The 13,650-nt window shown below is 72.4% G+C and carries 14 protein-coding genes; all 14 read right to left on the reverse strand.

What is annotated here, in order from left to right:
* Positions 1-114: 114 nt before the first annotated feature.
* The 14 genes from panC to tilS all read right to left on the reverse strand — a co-directional run bounded on the left by panC (position 115) and on the right by tilS (position 13,635).
* Entirely contained in the window at positions 115-990 is an 876-nt protein-coding gene (gene panC / locus ACFVTX_RS04825; RefSeq protein WP_386898419.1) for a pantoate--beta-alanine ligase, read from the reverse strand.
* A complete protein-coding gene (locus ACFVTX_RS04830) occupies positions 987-1,745 on the reverse strand; it encodes a Rossmann-like and DUF2520 domain-containing protein (RefSeq protein WP_386898420.1) in 759 nt (252 codons plus the stop codon). The genes panC and ACFVTX_RS04830 overlap by 4 nt, the downstream gene beginning before the upstream one ends.
* A complete protein-coding gene (locus tag ACFVTX_RS04835) occupies positions 1,735-3,594 on the reverse strand; it encodes a PH domain-containing protein (protein WP_386898421.1) in 1,860 nt (619 codons plus the stop codon). The genes ACFVTX_RS04830 and ACFVTX_RS04835 overlap by 11 nt, the downstream gene beginning before the upstream one ends.
* Positions 3,591-4,133, reverse strand: coding sequence for a PH domain-containing protein (locus ACFVTX_RS04840; protein ID WP_386898422.1), 543 nt, complete (start codon positions 4,131-4,133; stop codon positions 3,591-3,593). The genes ACFVTX_RS04835 and ACFVTX_RS04840 overlap by 4 nt, the downstream gene beginning before the upstream one ends.
* On the reverse strand, positions 4,126-4,599 hold the full coding sequence (locus tag ACFVTX_RS04845) for a DUF3180 domain-containing protein (protein WP_386898423.1): 474 nt from the start codon (positions 4,597-4,599) through the stop codon (positions 4,126-4,128). The genes ACFVTX_RS04840 and ACFVTX_RS04845 overlap by 8 nt, the downstream gene beginning before the upstream one ends.
* Positions 4,596-5,081: a 2-amino-4-hydroxy-6-hydroxymethyldihydropteridine diphosphokinase gene (gene folK / locus ACFVTX_RS04850; protein WP_386898424.1), complete on the reverse strand. Its 486-nt coding sequence runs from the start codon at positions 5,079-5,081 to the stop codon at positions 4,596-4,598. Before folK ends, ACFVTX_RS04845 begins: the two co-directional genes overlap by 4 nt.
* Entirely contained in the window at positions 5,078-5,461 is a 384-nt protein-coding gene (gene folB, locus ACFVTX_RS04855; RefSeq protein ID WP_386898425.1) for a dihydroneopterin aldolase, read from the reverse strand. The genes folK and folB overlap by 4 nt, the downstream gene beginning before the upstream one ends.
* On the reverse strand, positions 5,454-6,245 hold the full coding sequence (gene folP, locus ACFVTX_RS04860) for a dihydropteroate synthase (RefSeq protein ID WP_386898426.1): 792 nt from the start codon (positions 6,243-6,245) through the stop codon (positions 5,454-5,456). Before folP ends, folB begins: the two co-directional genes overlap by 8 nt.
* Positions 6,246-6,375: 130 nt before the next feature.
* Positions 6,376-6,969, reverse strand: coding sequence for a GTP cyclohydrolase I (gene folE, locus ACFVTX_RS04865; protein ID WP_386898427.1), 594 nt, complete (start codon positions 6,967-6,969; stop codon positions 6,376-6,378).
* A 24-nt stretch (positions 6,970-6,993) separates the two neighbouring features.
* Positions 6,994-9,009 carry an ATP-dependent zinc metalloprotease FtsH gene (gene ftsH / locus ACFVTX_RS04870; protein ID WP_386898428.1) on the reverse strand — a complete coding sequence of 672 codons (2,016 nt, stop codon included), beginning with the start codon at positions 9,007-9,009 and terminating at the stop codon, positions 6,994-6,996.
* Positions 9,010-9,209: 200 nt separating this feature from the next.
* Complete coding sequence (locus tag ACFVTX_RS04875; protein ID WP_386898429.1) at positions 9,210-9,938, reverse strand: DUF2652 domain-containing protein; 729 nt, start codon at positions 9,936-9,938, stop codon at positions 9,210-9,212.
* Positions 9,939-9,969: 31 nt separating this feature from the next.
* Positions 9,970-11,673 (reverse strand): MFS transporter, encoded by a 1,704-nt coding sequence (locus ACFVTX_RS04880; protein WP_386898430.1) that lies wholly within the window; start codon positions 11,671-11,673, stop codon positions 9,970-9,972.
* A 218-nt stretch (positions 11,674-11,891) separates the two neighbouring features.
* The gene (hpt, locus tag ACFVTX_RS04885; RefSeq protein ID WP_386898431.1) at positions 11,892-12,443 is read right to left on the reverse strand and encodes a hypoxanthine phosphoribosyltransferase; all 552 of its coding nucleotides are present in this window, start codon (positions 12,441-12,443) and stop codon (positions 11,892-11,894) included.
* Positions 12,444-12,543: 100 nt separating this feature from the next.
* Positions 12,544-13,635 carry a tRNA lysidine(34) synthetase TilS gene (tilS, locus tag ACFVTX_RS04890; RefSeq protein ID WP_386898432.1) on the reverse strand — a complete coding sequence of 364 codons (1,092 nt, stop codon included), beginning with the start codon at positions 13,633-13,635 and terminating at the stop codon, positions 12,544-12,546.
* Between the last annotated feature and the right edge of the window lie 15 nt (positions 13,636-13,650).

Consider the following 13,650-nt stretch of genomic DNA (forward strand, 5'->3'; position numbering starts at 1 on the left):
CTTGCGCTGCCTGTGCGCCAGCACCTCGGAGATCTCCACCGCCTCGGACCGGATCCGCCCGGAGCATCCGAAGCCGTGGCGATCTCCGACGCAGCGGCGCCGCTGTGCGTGCGCTCAGCCGAGCTCGAGCACCCGGTTGTCGATGAGTCGGGTCTTGCCGACCCGGGCCGCGACGAGCGCGAACGCGGAACCCGTCGCGTCGCCGGTGACCGGGAGGAACGTCTCGGGGTCGACGATGACGAAGTAGTCGAGCTCGACGCCGTCGTGGTCGCCGAACGCGCCGGCGGCCTCGGCGAGCGCCTCGGCGGGGCCGTCGACCGCAGCTTCGGAGGCGGCGGCGAGCGCCTCGGAGAGCACGAGCGCGGTCTGCCGTTCGGCATCGTCGAGGAAGCGGTTGCGGCTCGACAGCGCCAGCCCGTCGGACTCGCGCACCGTCGTCACGATCTCGAGCGCGAGCGGCAGGTCGAAGTCGCGCACCATGCGGCGCACGAGGAACACCTGCTGCGCGTCCTTCTGGCCGAACACGGCGACCTCGGGCTGCACGATGTTGAAGAGCTTCGCGACGACGGTCAGCATGCCGTCGAAGTGCCCCGGCCGCGACGCGCCCTCGTACAGGCCGCCGACCTCGCCCGCGACGACGCGCGTCGAACTCGGGCCGTCGGGATACATCTCGGCTGCGGACGGCGCGAACACGAACTCGACCCCGAGCGGCGCGAGCGCCGCGACATCGGCGTCGAGGGTTCGCGGGTAGCGGTCGAGGTCTTCGCTCGGCCCGAACTGCAGCGGGTTCACGAAGATCGACACGACGACGACGTCGGCGAGCTCGCGAGCTCGCGCCACGAGCGCGAGATGGCCGTCGTGCAGGGCCCCCATCGTCGGCACGAGGGCGACGGATGCCCCGCCCGCACGCCGCTCGGCGAGGAGCCCCCGGAGTTCGGCGATGGTCGACACCACGCGGGTGGTCGTCTTCGCGTTGTTCGTTCCGCTCACGCGTCGCCTCCCAGCGGCCGGTCGAATCCGGCCTCGTCGATCGTACCGGCGCCGTCGGGCCACGGCCCGCTGTCGTGACGGGCGAGCGCGTTCTCGACGGCGCTGCGCGCGAGCGCACCGAGCACGGCGCCCGGGCGGGGCACGCCGATCCCGCTGAGTTGCGCGCTCGCCTGGTCGACGATCGCGCTCGAGAACGAGACGACCGTGTCGACCGCCTCTCCGTACGCCGCACGGTCGTCTTCGGCGACGACGAACGGTTCACCGCCCATCTCGACGACGAGGGCCTGCGCGATCGGGAGCACCGGGGCCGGCGCGGTCACGGCGAACCAGGTGCCGGGGAGGCGTGCGAGGTCGAGGCTCGTGCCCGTGAAGGTCATCGCGGGGTGCACCGCGAGCGGAATCGCTCCGGCCCGGCGGGCTGGGTCGAGGACGCCCACGCCGTGCTTCGCCGAGGTGTGCAGCACCAGCTGCCCCGGCTGCCACACCCCGGCCTCGGCGAGACCCGCGACGAGGCCGGCGAGTTCGTCGTCTGGCACGGCGAGCAGCACGAGTTCGCTGCGCTCGACGATCTCGGGCACGGTGAGCACCGGCACCCGTGGCAGCATGACGGCGGCGCGTTCGCGGCTCGCCTCGGAGACGGCGGCGACGCCCGTGAGCGCGTGCCCCGCTCCGCCGAGCGCGGCGGCCAGCACGGCGCCGACCCGCCCGGCACCGACGGTGCCGACACCGAGTCGTCCTGCGCGCTCAGCCGACATGGTCGGCACCGTCCGCGTTCGGCGCGACGGGCGCGGGCGGCTCGGCGTGAGCGGTCGGCTCGGCGTGAGCGGTCGGCTCGGCGTGAGCTGGCTGCTCGGCGGGCGCGTCCGCGGGCTGCTCGGCGTGAGCGGTCGGCTCGGCGGTCGCGCCCCAGTGGTGCGTGGTGTCGACGGCCGCGCGATCGACGGCCTCGTGCGCGAAGCGCTCGAACGCCTGCTCGGCCTCGGCCCGGTCGATGGCGGGCACCACGGGGCTCACCGGGCCCGTCACGGTGTGCAGTCGCAGCTTCGCGAGCCGCAGGGCCCGGTCGATCGGCCCGGCCGACACCGCCACCGACTGCATGCGGGCGAGCGGCACGAGGGTGAGGTTGCGCAGGATCGCGCCGCGGCGCAGCAGCGCGATGCCGTCGACGGTCGCCCACCCGATGCGGCGCCACGAGAGCGGACGCAGCCAGGCTGCGCGGCGCGGCGCAGCCGCGTAGCCGCCGTCGGCGCCCTTGCCCGTGAGCCCGGCGTTGACGAACGGTTCGACCTCGGTCGTGGCATCCGGCAGCAGCAGTGCGAGCACCCGGTGCACGTCGGCGGGCGTGCCGACCGGCAGCACGAGCGTGCGCTGCGCCATCTCGTTCGCGTTCGAGATCGAGGTGCCGGCGACGTTGATGCGGATCGACCACCAGCCGAACGGCCGCCAGAAGACCCACTGGGTCACGTCGACCGCGTGGATGCGCCCGGGCGGGATGGTCTGGTTCGCCGTCGAGAGCAGCCCGTGGCCGATGCGCACCCCGTCGGGGGTGCCGGCGATCGAGTAGCGCAGCGACTTCGTGATGCGCGACCACGTGTAGCTCACGACACCGATGGCGGCGGGCACGAAGCTGAACAGCAGCCACGTCTGGCGGGTCGCGACGCCCACGATGATGATGCCGACGAGTGCGAGCATCCAGATCATCGAGGCGCCGAGCAGCGTCGAACCGATGACCCGCCCGAGCGGGAGGTGCACGACCGACTCGGGCGCCGCGAGCTCGGGGTCGAGCTCGGGCGCGAGGAACTCGTCGACGCGCTGCCCGACGAGTGCGCCGGCGCGCGCGGCGACCGGGGTACGGGCGGGCTGGCCCGGTGCGACCGGCTCGCCGGGCGCGCCTGGCACGGCCTGCACGGTCGGCTCGGTCGCGAGGGCTGCCGCAGACGCCGGCCCCGCGGCATCCGCCCCATCGACGGCAGGGCCTGCGGCCGCAGCGGCGGCCGCCGCCTTCTCGGCCCGAACCCCCGATGCGAGTCGCAGCACGTCCGCGCGCAAGCCGTCGGCGAGCGCCGAACCGAGGTACGCGAGTTGCACGTCGCCCGACTGGCCCGCGACCGAGATGTCGAGCTTCGCCGTGCCGAACAGGCGGGCGAAGAGCGGCCGCGCCACGTTGATGCCCTGGATGCGGTCGAGGCGTGCGCTGCGGTGCGAGCGGAACACGATGCCGCTGCGCACCTCGACCGCCTCGGGCGTGACCCGGAAGGTGTGCATGCGCCACGACAGCCAGAACGCGAAGATCACCACGACGAGCATCGCCACCACGCCGAGCAGCGCCCAGCCGACGAGCCCGTTGTTCACGATGCCGCCGATCGGGTCGTTCGCCCACTCGTCCTGCCAGCTCTCGTAGCGTTCGTCGACGCCGTCGCCGCCCGAGGGCCCGAACATCGGCAGGAACAGCTCGACGGCCCGCTCGCGGAGGTTCGCGATGATGAAGCCGAGCACCGCGATGAACACGAGGCCGCCGCGCAGCAGCGGACTCGCGGGGTGCAGCCGGTGCCACTCGCCGTCGGCGAGCGGCGTCGCCGGCGCCTGGCGCGCGGGTGCCGTCACAGCCCCGCCCGACGGGTCTCGGCGAGGGCGACGAGCTCGTCGCGCAGGCGGTCGGCCTCCTCCATCGGGAGGCCCGGCACGGTGACGGCGCTCGCGGCGGCCGCCGTGACGAACTTCAGCTCGGCGAGGCCGAGCGCGCGCGCGACGGGGCCGCGCGTGATGTCGACGAGCTGCATGCGCCCGTACGGCACGGCCACCTGACGCTGGAACATGATGCCGCGACGGAACACGAGGTCATCGGCGCGCAGCCGGTACTGGATCGAACGCACGCGACGCGGCTCGAACGCGATGCCGAGCAGCGACACGACGCCGATGCCGATCGCGACCCACAGCGCCCACTGCTGGTGCCAGAGGAAGTACACCGCGAGGAACGCCCCCACGAAGATCACCATGCCGATGAGCGAACCGATGACCTCGGCGACGACGTACTTCGGGGAGACCCGCCGCCACTCGTCGGTGCGGGCGTCGGGCGCAGGGTTCGCCACCGGGTTCGCGACCTCGTCGGGCGTCGGGGTCGCGACCTCGTCGTGCTCAGGCATGCGCGTGCTCTTCTTTCTGGCTGTCGGAGTCGTCGGGGGGCAGGGTGCAGAACCACTCGGCGAGCAGGCCCGCGCCGGCGAGCAGCGCGGCGCCGATCGCGGTCGCGAAGGCCAGCCACACGGTGTCGGCCGTTGCGACGACGCTGCGGGTGAGGAGGAAGAACCCGATGCCGAGCCCCACCCCGAGCACGAGCGCACCGCTCAGACTGCACGCCTTGGCGAGCACTGCGACCCGCATCGCCCGGAACGGGTCGAGGCGCTTCGTCGCCTTGCCCTTCACCGCGCGGCGGATCGGCCACGCGAGGATCAGCACGATCGCGGCGACGCCGACGAGGGTGATCGGCAGCGACAGCGGCGGCACGAGCGCCTTGGCACCCGTGCTCACGATCGCGAGGTCGCCGAGATAGCCGATGACGATCCCGCCGAGCACGAAGAGGAACAGGGTCGAGAGGTGGGTGCGCTTCATCGCCTCACCACCACGTCGGATGCCTCGGCGCGCAGCGCCGCCACCCCGCCGCGACCGGGCAGCACCGCGTCGGGGTCGAGGTCGAGCCACGGTGCGAGCACGAACGCCCGCTGCCACGCCCGCGGATGCGGCAGCTCGAGGCGCTCGTCATGCAGTTCGCGGCCGTCGAAGTCGATGAGGTCGAGGTCGAGGGTGCGGTCGCCCCAGCGCTCGGCGCGCACCCGCCCCTGCTCGGTCTCGATGCGCTGGAGCACGTCGAGGAGCGCGTGCGGTTCGAGCGCCGTCTCGATGATGAGCACGCCGTTGAGGTAGCCCGGGGCGTCGTGGTCGACGCCCGTCGTCTTCAGCGCCGGCGTCTCGTACAGCGGCGACACGGCGAGGAGCTCGACGCCCTCGGCGTCGGCGAGTGCGCGTGCGGCGGCGGCGATCGCCTGCTCGCGGTCGCCGAGATTCGCCCCGAAGGCGACGACGGCCCGGCTCACGCCCGACGCCTGACGATCGTGACCGCGACATCCGCGAACGGAACCGTGATGGGCGCCTGCGGCTTGTGCACCGTGACCTCGACCGCCTCGGCCGCCTCGAAGGAGAGCGCGACGGCGGCGACCCGCTCGGCGACGGTCTCGATGAGGTCGACGGGGTCGCGTTCGACGGCGGCGACGACCTGCTCGGCGAGCTCGCCGTAGTGCACGGTGCGGGCGAGCTCGTCGCCCGCGGACGCCGCCGCGAGGTCGACGCCGACGATCACGTCGATCACGAACTCCTGGCCGTCGGCGCGTTCGAAGTCGAACACCCCGTGATGGGCGCGCACGCGCAGCCCCGTGAGGGTGATTCGGTCGCCCTGGATCTCGCGCGTCTCAGCCACGTCGTCCACTCTGCCACGCACCGAGGACGTCGAGGGCGCGCCGCGTGCCGACGACGTCGTGCACGCGCACCCCCCACGCGCCCGCCTGCGCCGAGAGCACGCTCACGACCGCGGTCGGCAGGTCGCGTTCGGCGACGGATGCCCCGTCGGGCAGCAGTGCGCCGAGGAACCGCTTGCGCGACGCCCCCACGAGGATCGGCAGCCCGAGCTCGTCGATCACGTCGAGCCGGCCGAGCAGCTGCCAGTTCTGCTCGCCGCGCTTCGAGAACCCGAGCCCCGGGTCGAGGATGAGCCGGTCGCTCGCGATGCCCGCCTCGAGCAGCGCCTCGACGCGCGCGGCGAGCTCGTCGCGCACCTCGACCGCGACGTCGCCGTACTCGGAGAGCTCGTCCATGCGGTCGGAGTGCCCCCGCCAGTGCATCGCCACGTAGTGCGCGCCCGTCTCGGCGGCGACGCGCGCCATCTCGGCGTCGGCGAGCCCCGCCGAGACGTCGTTGATGATCTCGGCGCCCGCCTCGACCGCGGCGCGCGCGGTCGCCGCGCGCATCGTGTCGACGCTCACCCGGATGCCGCGGCCCACGAGTTCGCGGATGACCGGCACCACGCGGCGCAGCTCCTCGTCGGGCTCGACACGGGCCGCCCCGGGCCTCGTCGATTCACCGCCGACGTCGACGAGGTCGGCGCCCTGCGCGACGAGCTCGACGCCGTGCGCGATCGCCCTCTCGGCGTCGAACCAGCGGCCGCCATCGCTGAACGAGTCGGGGGTGACGTTGACGACGCCCATGACGACGACCGCGGGTCGAGGAGGCTCCGCTGGTTGAGGAGCGCCCGACGAAGGAGGACGCGTCTCGAAACCCCCACCCGCAGGTTGAGGAGCGCCCGACGAAGGAGAACGCGTCTCGAAACCGGGCAACTCACCCATCGCGGGCCCCGATGAGGGCGATGATCTCTGCGCGGCCGACGGGCTCGGCGAGGGCGCCGCGGCTCGCGATCGTCACGGTCGAGCTGCGCTCCTGGCGCGAGCCGCGCGTCGTGACGCAGCGGTGCTGCGCGTCGAGCACGACGAGCACGCCCTTCGGGTCGAGCCCGGCGACGAGCGCGTCGGCGATCTCCTCCGCGAGCCGCTCCTGCAGCTGCGGACGACGGGCGAGGGTGTCGACGACCGCGGGGATGCGGCCGAGGCCCACCACCCGGTCGCCCGGCAGATAGGCCACGTGCGCGGTGCCGACGAAGGGCAGCAGGTGGTGCTCGCACACCGAACGGAACGCGAGGTCGCGCAGGAGCACCACGTCGCTCGTCGCCGGCACGCCGGCCTCGGTCGAGCCGAGCGGCACGGTGTCGGCGAGGTGGCTCAGCGGGTCGATGTCGAGGCCGCCGAAGAAGTCGGCGTACGCCTCGGCGACCCGCTGCGGGGTGCGCTCGAGGCCGGGACGCGCGGGATCCTCCCCGATCGCGAGGAGGATCTCGAGCACGGCCCGCTCGATGCGTTCGGCATCCACTCCGGCCATGTCAGCCCTTCGGGTCGGTGCCTGCTACGCCGTCGCCGGACGCGGGTTCGAGCGCGGTGCGCGCGCCGCGGGCGTCTCCTCGGGCAGCTCGCTCGAGTCGACGCCGCCGTCGACGGCGCCCTGGTCGATGGGCAGCTTGTCTTCGGGGAACGTGATCGGCGGGATGTTCGAGACCGGGCGCTTGTCGCTCGAGAGCCACAGCGGGCGCTCGGGCAGCTTGCGGACGTCCTTGAAGATCTCGGCGATCTGGTTGTGGTCGAGGGTCTCGTGCTCGAGGAGCTCGGCCGCGAGCTTGTCGAGGATGTCGCGGTTGTCGTTGAGCACCTGCCACGCCTCGTCGTGCGCCTGCTCGATGAGCGTGCGCACCTCGACGTCGACCCTGTTGGCGATCTCCTCCGAGTAGTCGCGCTGGTGGCCCATGTCGCGGCCGAGGAAGACCTCGCCCTGCGACTGTCCGAGCTTGACGGCACCGACGTTCGCCGACATGCCGTACTCGGTGACCATCTTGCGCGCCGTCGACGTGGCCTTCTCGATGTCGTTCGAGGCACCGGTCGAGGGGTCGTGGAACACGATCTCTTCTGCGACGCGCCCGCCCATGGCGTAGGTGAGCTGGTCGAGCAGCTCGTTGCGGGTGACCGAGTACTTGTCTTCGAGCGGCATGACCATCGTGTAGCCGAGTGCACGGCCGCGCGGGAGGATCGTGATCTTCGTGACGGGGTCGGTGTAGTTCATCGCCGCCGCGGCGAGGGCGTGGCCGCCCTCGTGGTACGCGGTGATGAGCTTCTCCTTGTCCTTCATGACGCGGGAGCGACGCTGCGGACCGGCGATCACGCGGTCGACGGCCTCGTCGAGGGCGCGGTTGTCGATGAGCTGCGCGTTCGAGCGGGCGGTGAGGAGCGCCGCCTCGTTGAGCACGTTCGCGAGGTCGGCACCCGTGAACCCGGGGGTCTTGCGCGCGAGCACCTCGAGGTCGACGCCGTTCGCGAGCGGCTTGCCCTTCGAGTGCACCTCGAGGATCTTCTGGCGGCCCTTGAGGTCGGGGGCGTCGACGCCGATCTGACGGTCGAAGCGGCCCGGGCGCAGCAGCGCCGGGTCGAGGATGTCGGGGCGGTTCGTCGCCGCGATGAGGATGACGTTCGTCTTCGGGTCGAAGCCGTCCATCTCGACGAGGAGCTGGTTCAGGGTCTGCTCGCGCTCGTCGTGACCGCCGCCGAGACCGGCGCCGCGGTGACGGCCGACCGCGTCGATCTCGTCGACGAAGATGATGGCCGGCGCGTTCTGCTTGGCCTGGTCGAAGAGGTCGCGCACGCGGGATGCACCGACGCCGACGAACATCTCGACGAAGTCGGAGCCCGAGATCGAGTAGAACGGCACGCCCGCCTCGCCGGCGACGGCGCGCGCGAGCAGGGTCTTGCCGGTGCCGGGAGGGCCGTACAGCAGCACGCCCTTCGGGATGCGGGCGCCCACGGCCTGGAACTTCGCGGGCTCCTTCAGGAACTCCTTGATCTCGTGGAGCTCTTCGATCGCCTCGCTCGCACCGGCGACGTCGTCGAAGGTGACCTTCGGGCTCTCCTTCGAGACGAGCTTCGCCTTCGACTTGCCGAACTGCATGACGCGGTTGCCGCCGCCCTGCATGCCCGACAGCATGATCCAGAAGAAGACGCCGATGAGCAGCAGCGGCAGGAGGATGCCGAGCATCGACATGAACCAGTTCGGCTGCGGCACCTCGTCGTTGTAGCCGTCCTTCGGGTCGGCGGCGTCGACTGCCGCGACCACGTCGGCGCCGCGGGGCGTCACGTAGTAGAACTGCACCTGCTTGCCGAGCTTCTCGTCTTCTTCGGCGAGCGTCAGGTCGACGCGGTTCTCACCGTCGACGATCTTCACGGCGGCGACCTTGCCGTCGTCGAGGAGCTCGAGACCCTTCTGGGTCGACACCTCTTTGAAGCCCGACGCGGTGATCAGGCTCGAGCCGATCCAGACAGCGACGATCGCGAGCAGGATGTAGATGATCGGCCCGCGGAAGACCTTCTTCATGTTCATGATCTTGCAAGGCTACCTCGCGGGTACTGGGCGGCGGCTGCCTGTTCGCTGAAAGCGCGCACGGTGGTCGAGGAGCACGGGTCTCGCGATCGGTTCACCGGGTTTCGAGACGCGTCGTCGCTGCGCGCCGTCGCTCCTCAACCAGCAGGGCGCCCCGCTGGTCGAGGAGCGCCGACGAAGTCGACGCGTCTCGAGACCCGCTACTCGACCGCCGATACCGCGGCCGACCCGCGCCGACGGCGTTTGAGCCCGAGCAAGTACGGCATCCCGAGCCCGGCCGCCGCGAAGGTGCGCCCGAGGCGCCCGCGAACGGATGGCCCCGGCAGGGGCGGGAGCTCGGCGTCGAGGTCTCCGACGTCGACGAAGTACGCCCGCACGGTGCCGATGCCCTCGAGGTCCTGCGAGATCTCGTGCACCTCGGCGGTCACGGCGCCCGCCCCCGTTCGGTGGAGCTCGTCGGAGAGCAGCACGTACTCGGGGATCTCGACCGGGTTCTTGAGCATGCGGTGGACGTGGATGACGTCGATGCCGACGAGCTTGATGCGCTCCCGGATGGTCTGCGTCGCGACGTCGCCGACGTGCGCGACGAACTTGAGCTTGAGCTCGGCGGCCTCCTTGCACCCGGCGCACGGGCAGAGGTTCGCGGCGACGTTCTGCCGTTCGAGGTGGAAGGCCCGGTGCATCGCGGCAGCGGTCGAGAGGATCTGCGCGACCGTGGCATCCGGGTCGTGGCCGTTCGCCTGCCTCGAGAGGAACGCCGCATCGCCCTCGATCTCGATGAGATCGAAGCCGGGAGCGGCATCGATCATCTTGTCGAGCATGCGCGCCGTATTGACCTCGGCGTGCGCGAGGCTGAACCGATGGGAGCTCATGTAGTCGGTGTAGCCACCGATGTCCGCGATGAGCAGTACCGCCCGTCCGGACTCCATCCGCTCAGCGTGGCACCGTCGGGCGCCCGCTTCAACCCCGCGAATCGGGGGTGCTCGGCCGCCCGTCGTCGGGCGCACGCGGTTCGTAACGCCCGAGGCGGTCGTCGACCTCGGCGGTGGCCAGCCGGGCGCTCGGCGTGTAGCCGAGCACGACGGGGAGGAAGCGATCAGAGCCGAGCGCCCGCAGCCGGAGCTCCGTCCCGGCGATGACCGTCGCCGTCCGTCGCGTCCGGCGCAGCAGCGCGATCTCGCCGAACCCCTCCCCCGGACCGAGCGTCGCCACCACCCGGCCGTCGCCCACGACCTCCGCCCGGCCGGCCTCGATCACGTAGTAGCGATCGCCGAGCTCGCCCTGGCGGAAGACCGTCTCGCCGCCGGCGACCGCGACCGGCTCGAGCCCCCGGGCGAGCTGTTCGACGGCCGGGAGCGGCAGGGTGCGGAACATCGCGACCTCCCGCAGCAGGCGCACATCGTCGTCGAGCACGCCGACCGTGCGATCGAGACGGCGCAGCGGCACCCAGGTCAGCGCCGCGAGCACCGGGCACAGGAGCCCGATGGCGATGAGGGCGGTCTGCACGCCGAACAACCCGACGAGCGTCGACGCGACGACGGCACCGATGCCGATGAAGACGGCGACGAGGCTCTCGAGCACGCCGAAGACCCGAGCGAGAACCTCGTCGGGGGCGAGCCGGCCGATGAGCGTGAACCCGGCGACGTCGATGAGCGCGTTGCCGACGCCGATGAACGCGAGGAGCCCGAGCGCCGTCGACTGGTGCGGTGCGAGCCCGACGAGCGCGAGCGGCAGACCCCAGAGCCCGACCCCGACCGCGAACCAGGCGCCGAGCCGGCCGGTGCCGACGAGCAGGGAGGCGGCGAGCGAACCGAGCACCGCCCCGACGCCGACGGCGGTCATGAGGGCGCCGACCCCCGGCTCGCCGAGATCGAGCAGCTCGATCGCGACGACCACCGACAGCACGGTGAGCGCTCCGCGGGTGAGGGCCTGCGCCGAGGCGAGCCCGAGGATGAGCAGGAGTCCGGGACTGCGGGCGACGGCGCGGAGGCCGTCGAGCGCCTCGGCGGCGAGGTTGCGGCGGGGCGGGGCGGCCGGGCGCCGCGGCGACTCGTATCGGAGCCCGACGAGGAGACCGGCGGCCCCGAACGAAGCGGCGGCCGCGACGGCGAACACGAGGTCGACCCCGGCGAACTGGAGGAGGACTGCGGCCAGCAGCGGGCCGACGAGCGTCGCGGCCGAGTCGAGGAGCCCGCGCACCATGTTCGCGCTCGCGAGTTCGTAGCCGGTACGGCAGAGGGAGGGCAGGAGCGCCGAGTGCGCGGGCCGGTACAGGGTGGCCGCGATCGTCGAGAGCACGGCCAGCGCGTAGACGACCACGGCCGGCCCGGCGACGGCGACGGCGATCGCCGCCGCGGCGGTCGCGAGACCCCGGACGAGCGAGACGAGGATGAGCACGCGCTCGCGCCGGCCGCGGTCGGCGATCGGGGAGAGCAGCGGGGCGAAGACCGCGGAGGGCACCATGCGGAGCAGTCCCACGAGCCCGAGCGCCGTCGCGCCGCCGTCGCGGTACGCGACGATGCCGAGCGCGACGGTGAACGCCCATTCGGCCGTCCACGCGGCGAGGAAGCTCAGCTGGGCGCGGCGGAGATTCGGGTTCCTCGCGTTGCTCGCGAAGGCGGCGGCAGCGTCGTGCAGTCTGCTCCGGCGCCCGCCCTCGCCCATGGCACGACTCTAGGCCGTGGCGTGCGGCGCCGTTCGGGGCCGGTCACCCCAGTCCGGGTGACCCGACGAAGTCGCCCCCCGCTGGTCGAGGAATGCCGACGAAGTCGACACCCGCCGGTCGAGGAGCGCCGACGAAGTCGACGCGTCTCGAGACCACTCGCCCGGTCTCGAGACGCGAGCTCCTTCGTCGCCCGGCTCCTCGACCAGCGGTGCGGGGCTCAGCTGTAGACGTGCGGCGCGAGGATCGCGACGTCGCGCAGGTTGCGGTAGCGCTCGGCGTAGTCGAGGCCGTAGCCGACGACGAACTGGTTCGGGATGTCGAAGCCGAGGTACTTCACGCCGACCTCGACCTTGGCCGCTTCGGGCTTGCGGAACAGGGCGCAGATCTCGACCGACTCGGCGCCGCGCGACTCGAGGTTGCCGAGCAGCCAGCTGAGGGTGAGGCCCGAGTCGATGATGTCCTCGACGATGAGCACGTGGCGGCCGGTGAGGTCCGCGTCGAGGTCCTTCAGGATGCGGACGACACCGCTCGACTGCGTGCCCGCGCCGTACGAGGAGACGGCCATCCAGTCCATGTTGACGTGGCTCTTGAGCTCACGGGCGAGATCGGCCATGACCATGACCGCGCCCTTCAGCACGCCCACGAGCAGCAGGTCCTTGCCCTCGTAGTCGGCTTCGATCCGCCGAGCGAGCTCGGCGAGTTTCGCGTGGATCTCGGCTTCGGTGACGAGGGTCTCGGTGAGGTCGGCCTGAATCTCGCGCGCATCCATGCGTAAATCCTAACCACCGCGTCGGTCGAGTAGCGCGAAGCGCGTATCGAGACCACGTCGACGGTGGTCTCGATACGCTTCGCTCCTCGACCGACGTGCGTCAGTGGTCGTGCTCGAGGACCTCGGTCGATCCGGTCGTCGAGAACACGAGGTGCCCGCCGGCGCGGGTCGCGAGCGCCCCGCCGGGCAGGTCGATCGGGCCCTGACCATGCCAGTCGGTCGCGAGCCGCGCGACCTCGAGCGTCTGGGTGCGCGAGAGCGACACCCCGAACTCGCTCGCGACGACGTGTCGGATGATGCGCTGCCTGAGCGCCGCCGGGTTCGCGGCGAGGGCTGCGACCGAGACGGCGATGCCGGCCTCGGCGGGTTCGCAGATCTCCTCGATGAACTCGTCGATCTGCTCGGCGAACGCGGTGTCGTCTTCGCGGAGCTGTTCGGCGGTGCGGGCGAGCGCCTCGGCGATGCCGGGCCCGAGTTCGGCTTCGAGCACGGGCAGCACCCGTTCGCGCACGCGCACGCGGGCGTACGCGGGGTCGACGTTGTGCGGGTCGTCCCACGGTTCGAGGCCGGCGTCGAGGCAGGCCTGCCGGGTCGTCGCGCGGCGGATGCCGAGCAGCGGCCTCGCATACCGCCCGCTCACGGGCGCCATGCCCGAGAGGCTCGCCGCGCCGGCACCGCGGGCGAGGCCGAGCAGCACGGTCTCGGCCTGGTCGTCGAGGGTGTGACCGAGCAGGACGAGGGTTGCGCCCGTCTCGCGGGCGACCTCGTCGAGCGCGGCGTAGCGGGCATGGCGGGCGGATGCCTCGGGCCCACCCTCGACACCGACGGTGACGCGCCGCACGACGACGGGGTCGAGTCCGAGTTCTCGGGCGGTGGCGGCGGCGCGCTCCGCGACCTCCGCCGAGCCGGGCTGGAGGCCGTGGTCGACGATCACCGCGCCGGCGGCGATGCCTGCGCGGGGCGCCTCGAACGCGGTCGCCGCGGCGAGCGCGAGCGAGTCGGCGCCGCCGGAGAGGGCGACGAGGACGAGGGGGCGGGGTGCGGGGGTCTCGAGACGCGTCGCCTCCGGCGGCGCTCCTCGACCAGCGGCGGGACCGACGGTGGTGCGCACGGCGCGACGGACGTCGGCGATCGGCGGCGTCAGTCGCGGTCGACGGGGGGCCGTGGCATCCATGTGCTGGTCAGAAGGCATCGGGGTAACCTTATT

Source organism: Agromyces sp. NPDC058136 (assembly GCF_042884375.1).
Classification (GTDB): domain Bacteria; phylum Actinomycetota; class Actinomycetes; order Actinomycetales; family Microbacteriaceae; genus Agromyces.

Coding starts and splice junctions, on each gene's coding strand:
- ACFVTX_RS04830 (WP_386898420.1), bottom strand. CDS start 1,745: ATGTCGGCTGAGCGCGCAGGACGACTCGGTGTCGGCACCGTCGGTGCC.
- ACFVTX_RS04840 (WP_386898422.1), bottom strand. CDS start 4,133: ATGCCTGAGCACGACGAGGTCGCGACCCCGACGCCCGACGAGGTCGCG.
- ACFVTX_RS04845 (WP_386898423.1), bottom strand. CDS start 4,599: ATGAAGCGCACCCACCTCTCGACCCTGTTCCTCTTCGTGCTCGGCGGG.
- folP (WP_386898426.1), bottom strand. CDS start 6,245: ATGGGCGTCGTCAACGTCACCCCCGACTCGTTCAGCGATGGCGGCCGC.
- folE (WP_386898427.1), bottom strand. CDS start 6,969: ATGGCCGGAGTGGATGCCGAACGCATCGAGCGGGCCGTGCTCGAGATC.
- ftsH (WP_386898428.1), bottom strand. CDS start 9,009: ATGAACATGAAGAAGGTCTTCCGCGGGCCGATCATCTACATCCTGCTC.
- ACFVTX_RS04875 (WP_386898429.1), bottom strand. CDS start 9,938: ATGGAGTCCGGACGGGCGGTACTGCTCATCGCGGACATCGGTGGCTAC.
- ACFVTX_RS04880 (WP_386898430.1), bottom strand. CDS start 11,673: ATGGGCGAGGGCGGGCGCCGGAGCAGACTGCACGACGCTGCCGCCGCC.
- hpt (WP_386898431.1), bottom strand. CDS start 12,443: ATGGATGCGCGCGAGATTCAGGCCGACCTCACCGAGACCCTCGTCACC.
- tilS (WP_386898432.1), bottom strand. CDS start 13,635: ATGCCTTCTGACCAGCACATGGATGCCACGGCCCCCCGTCGACCGCGA.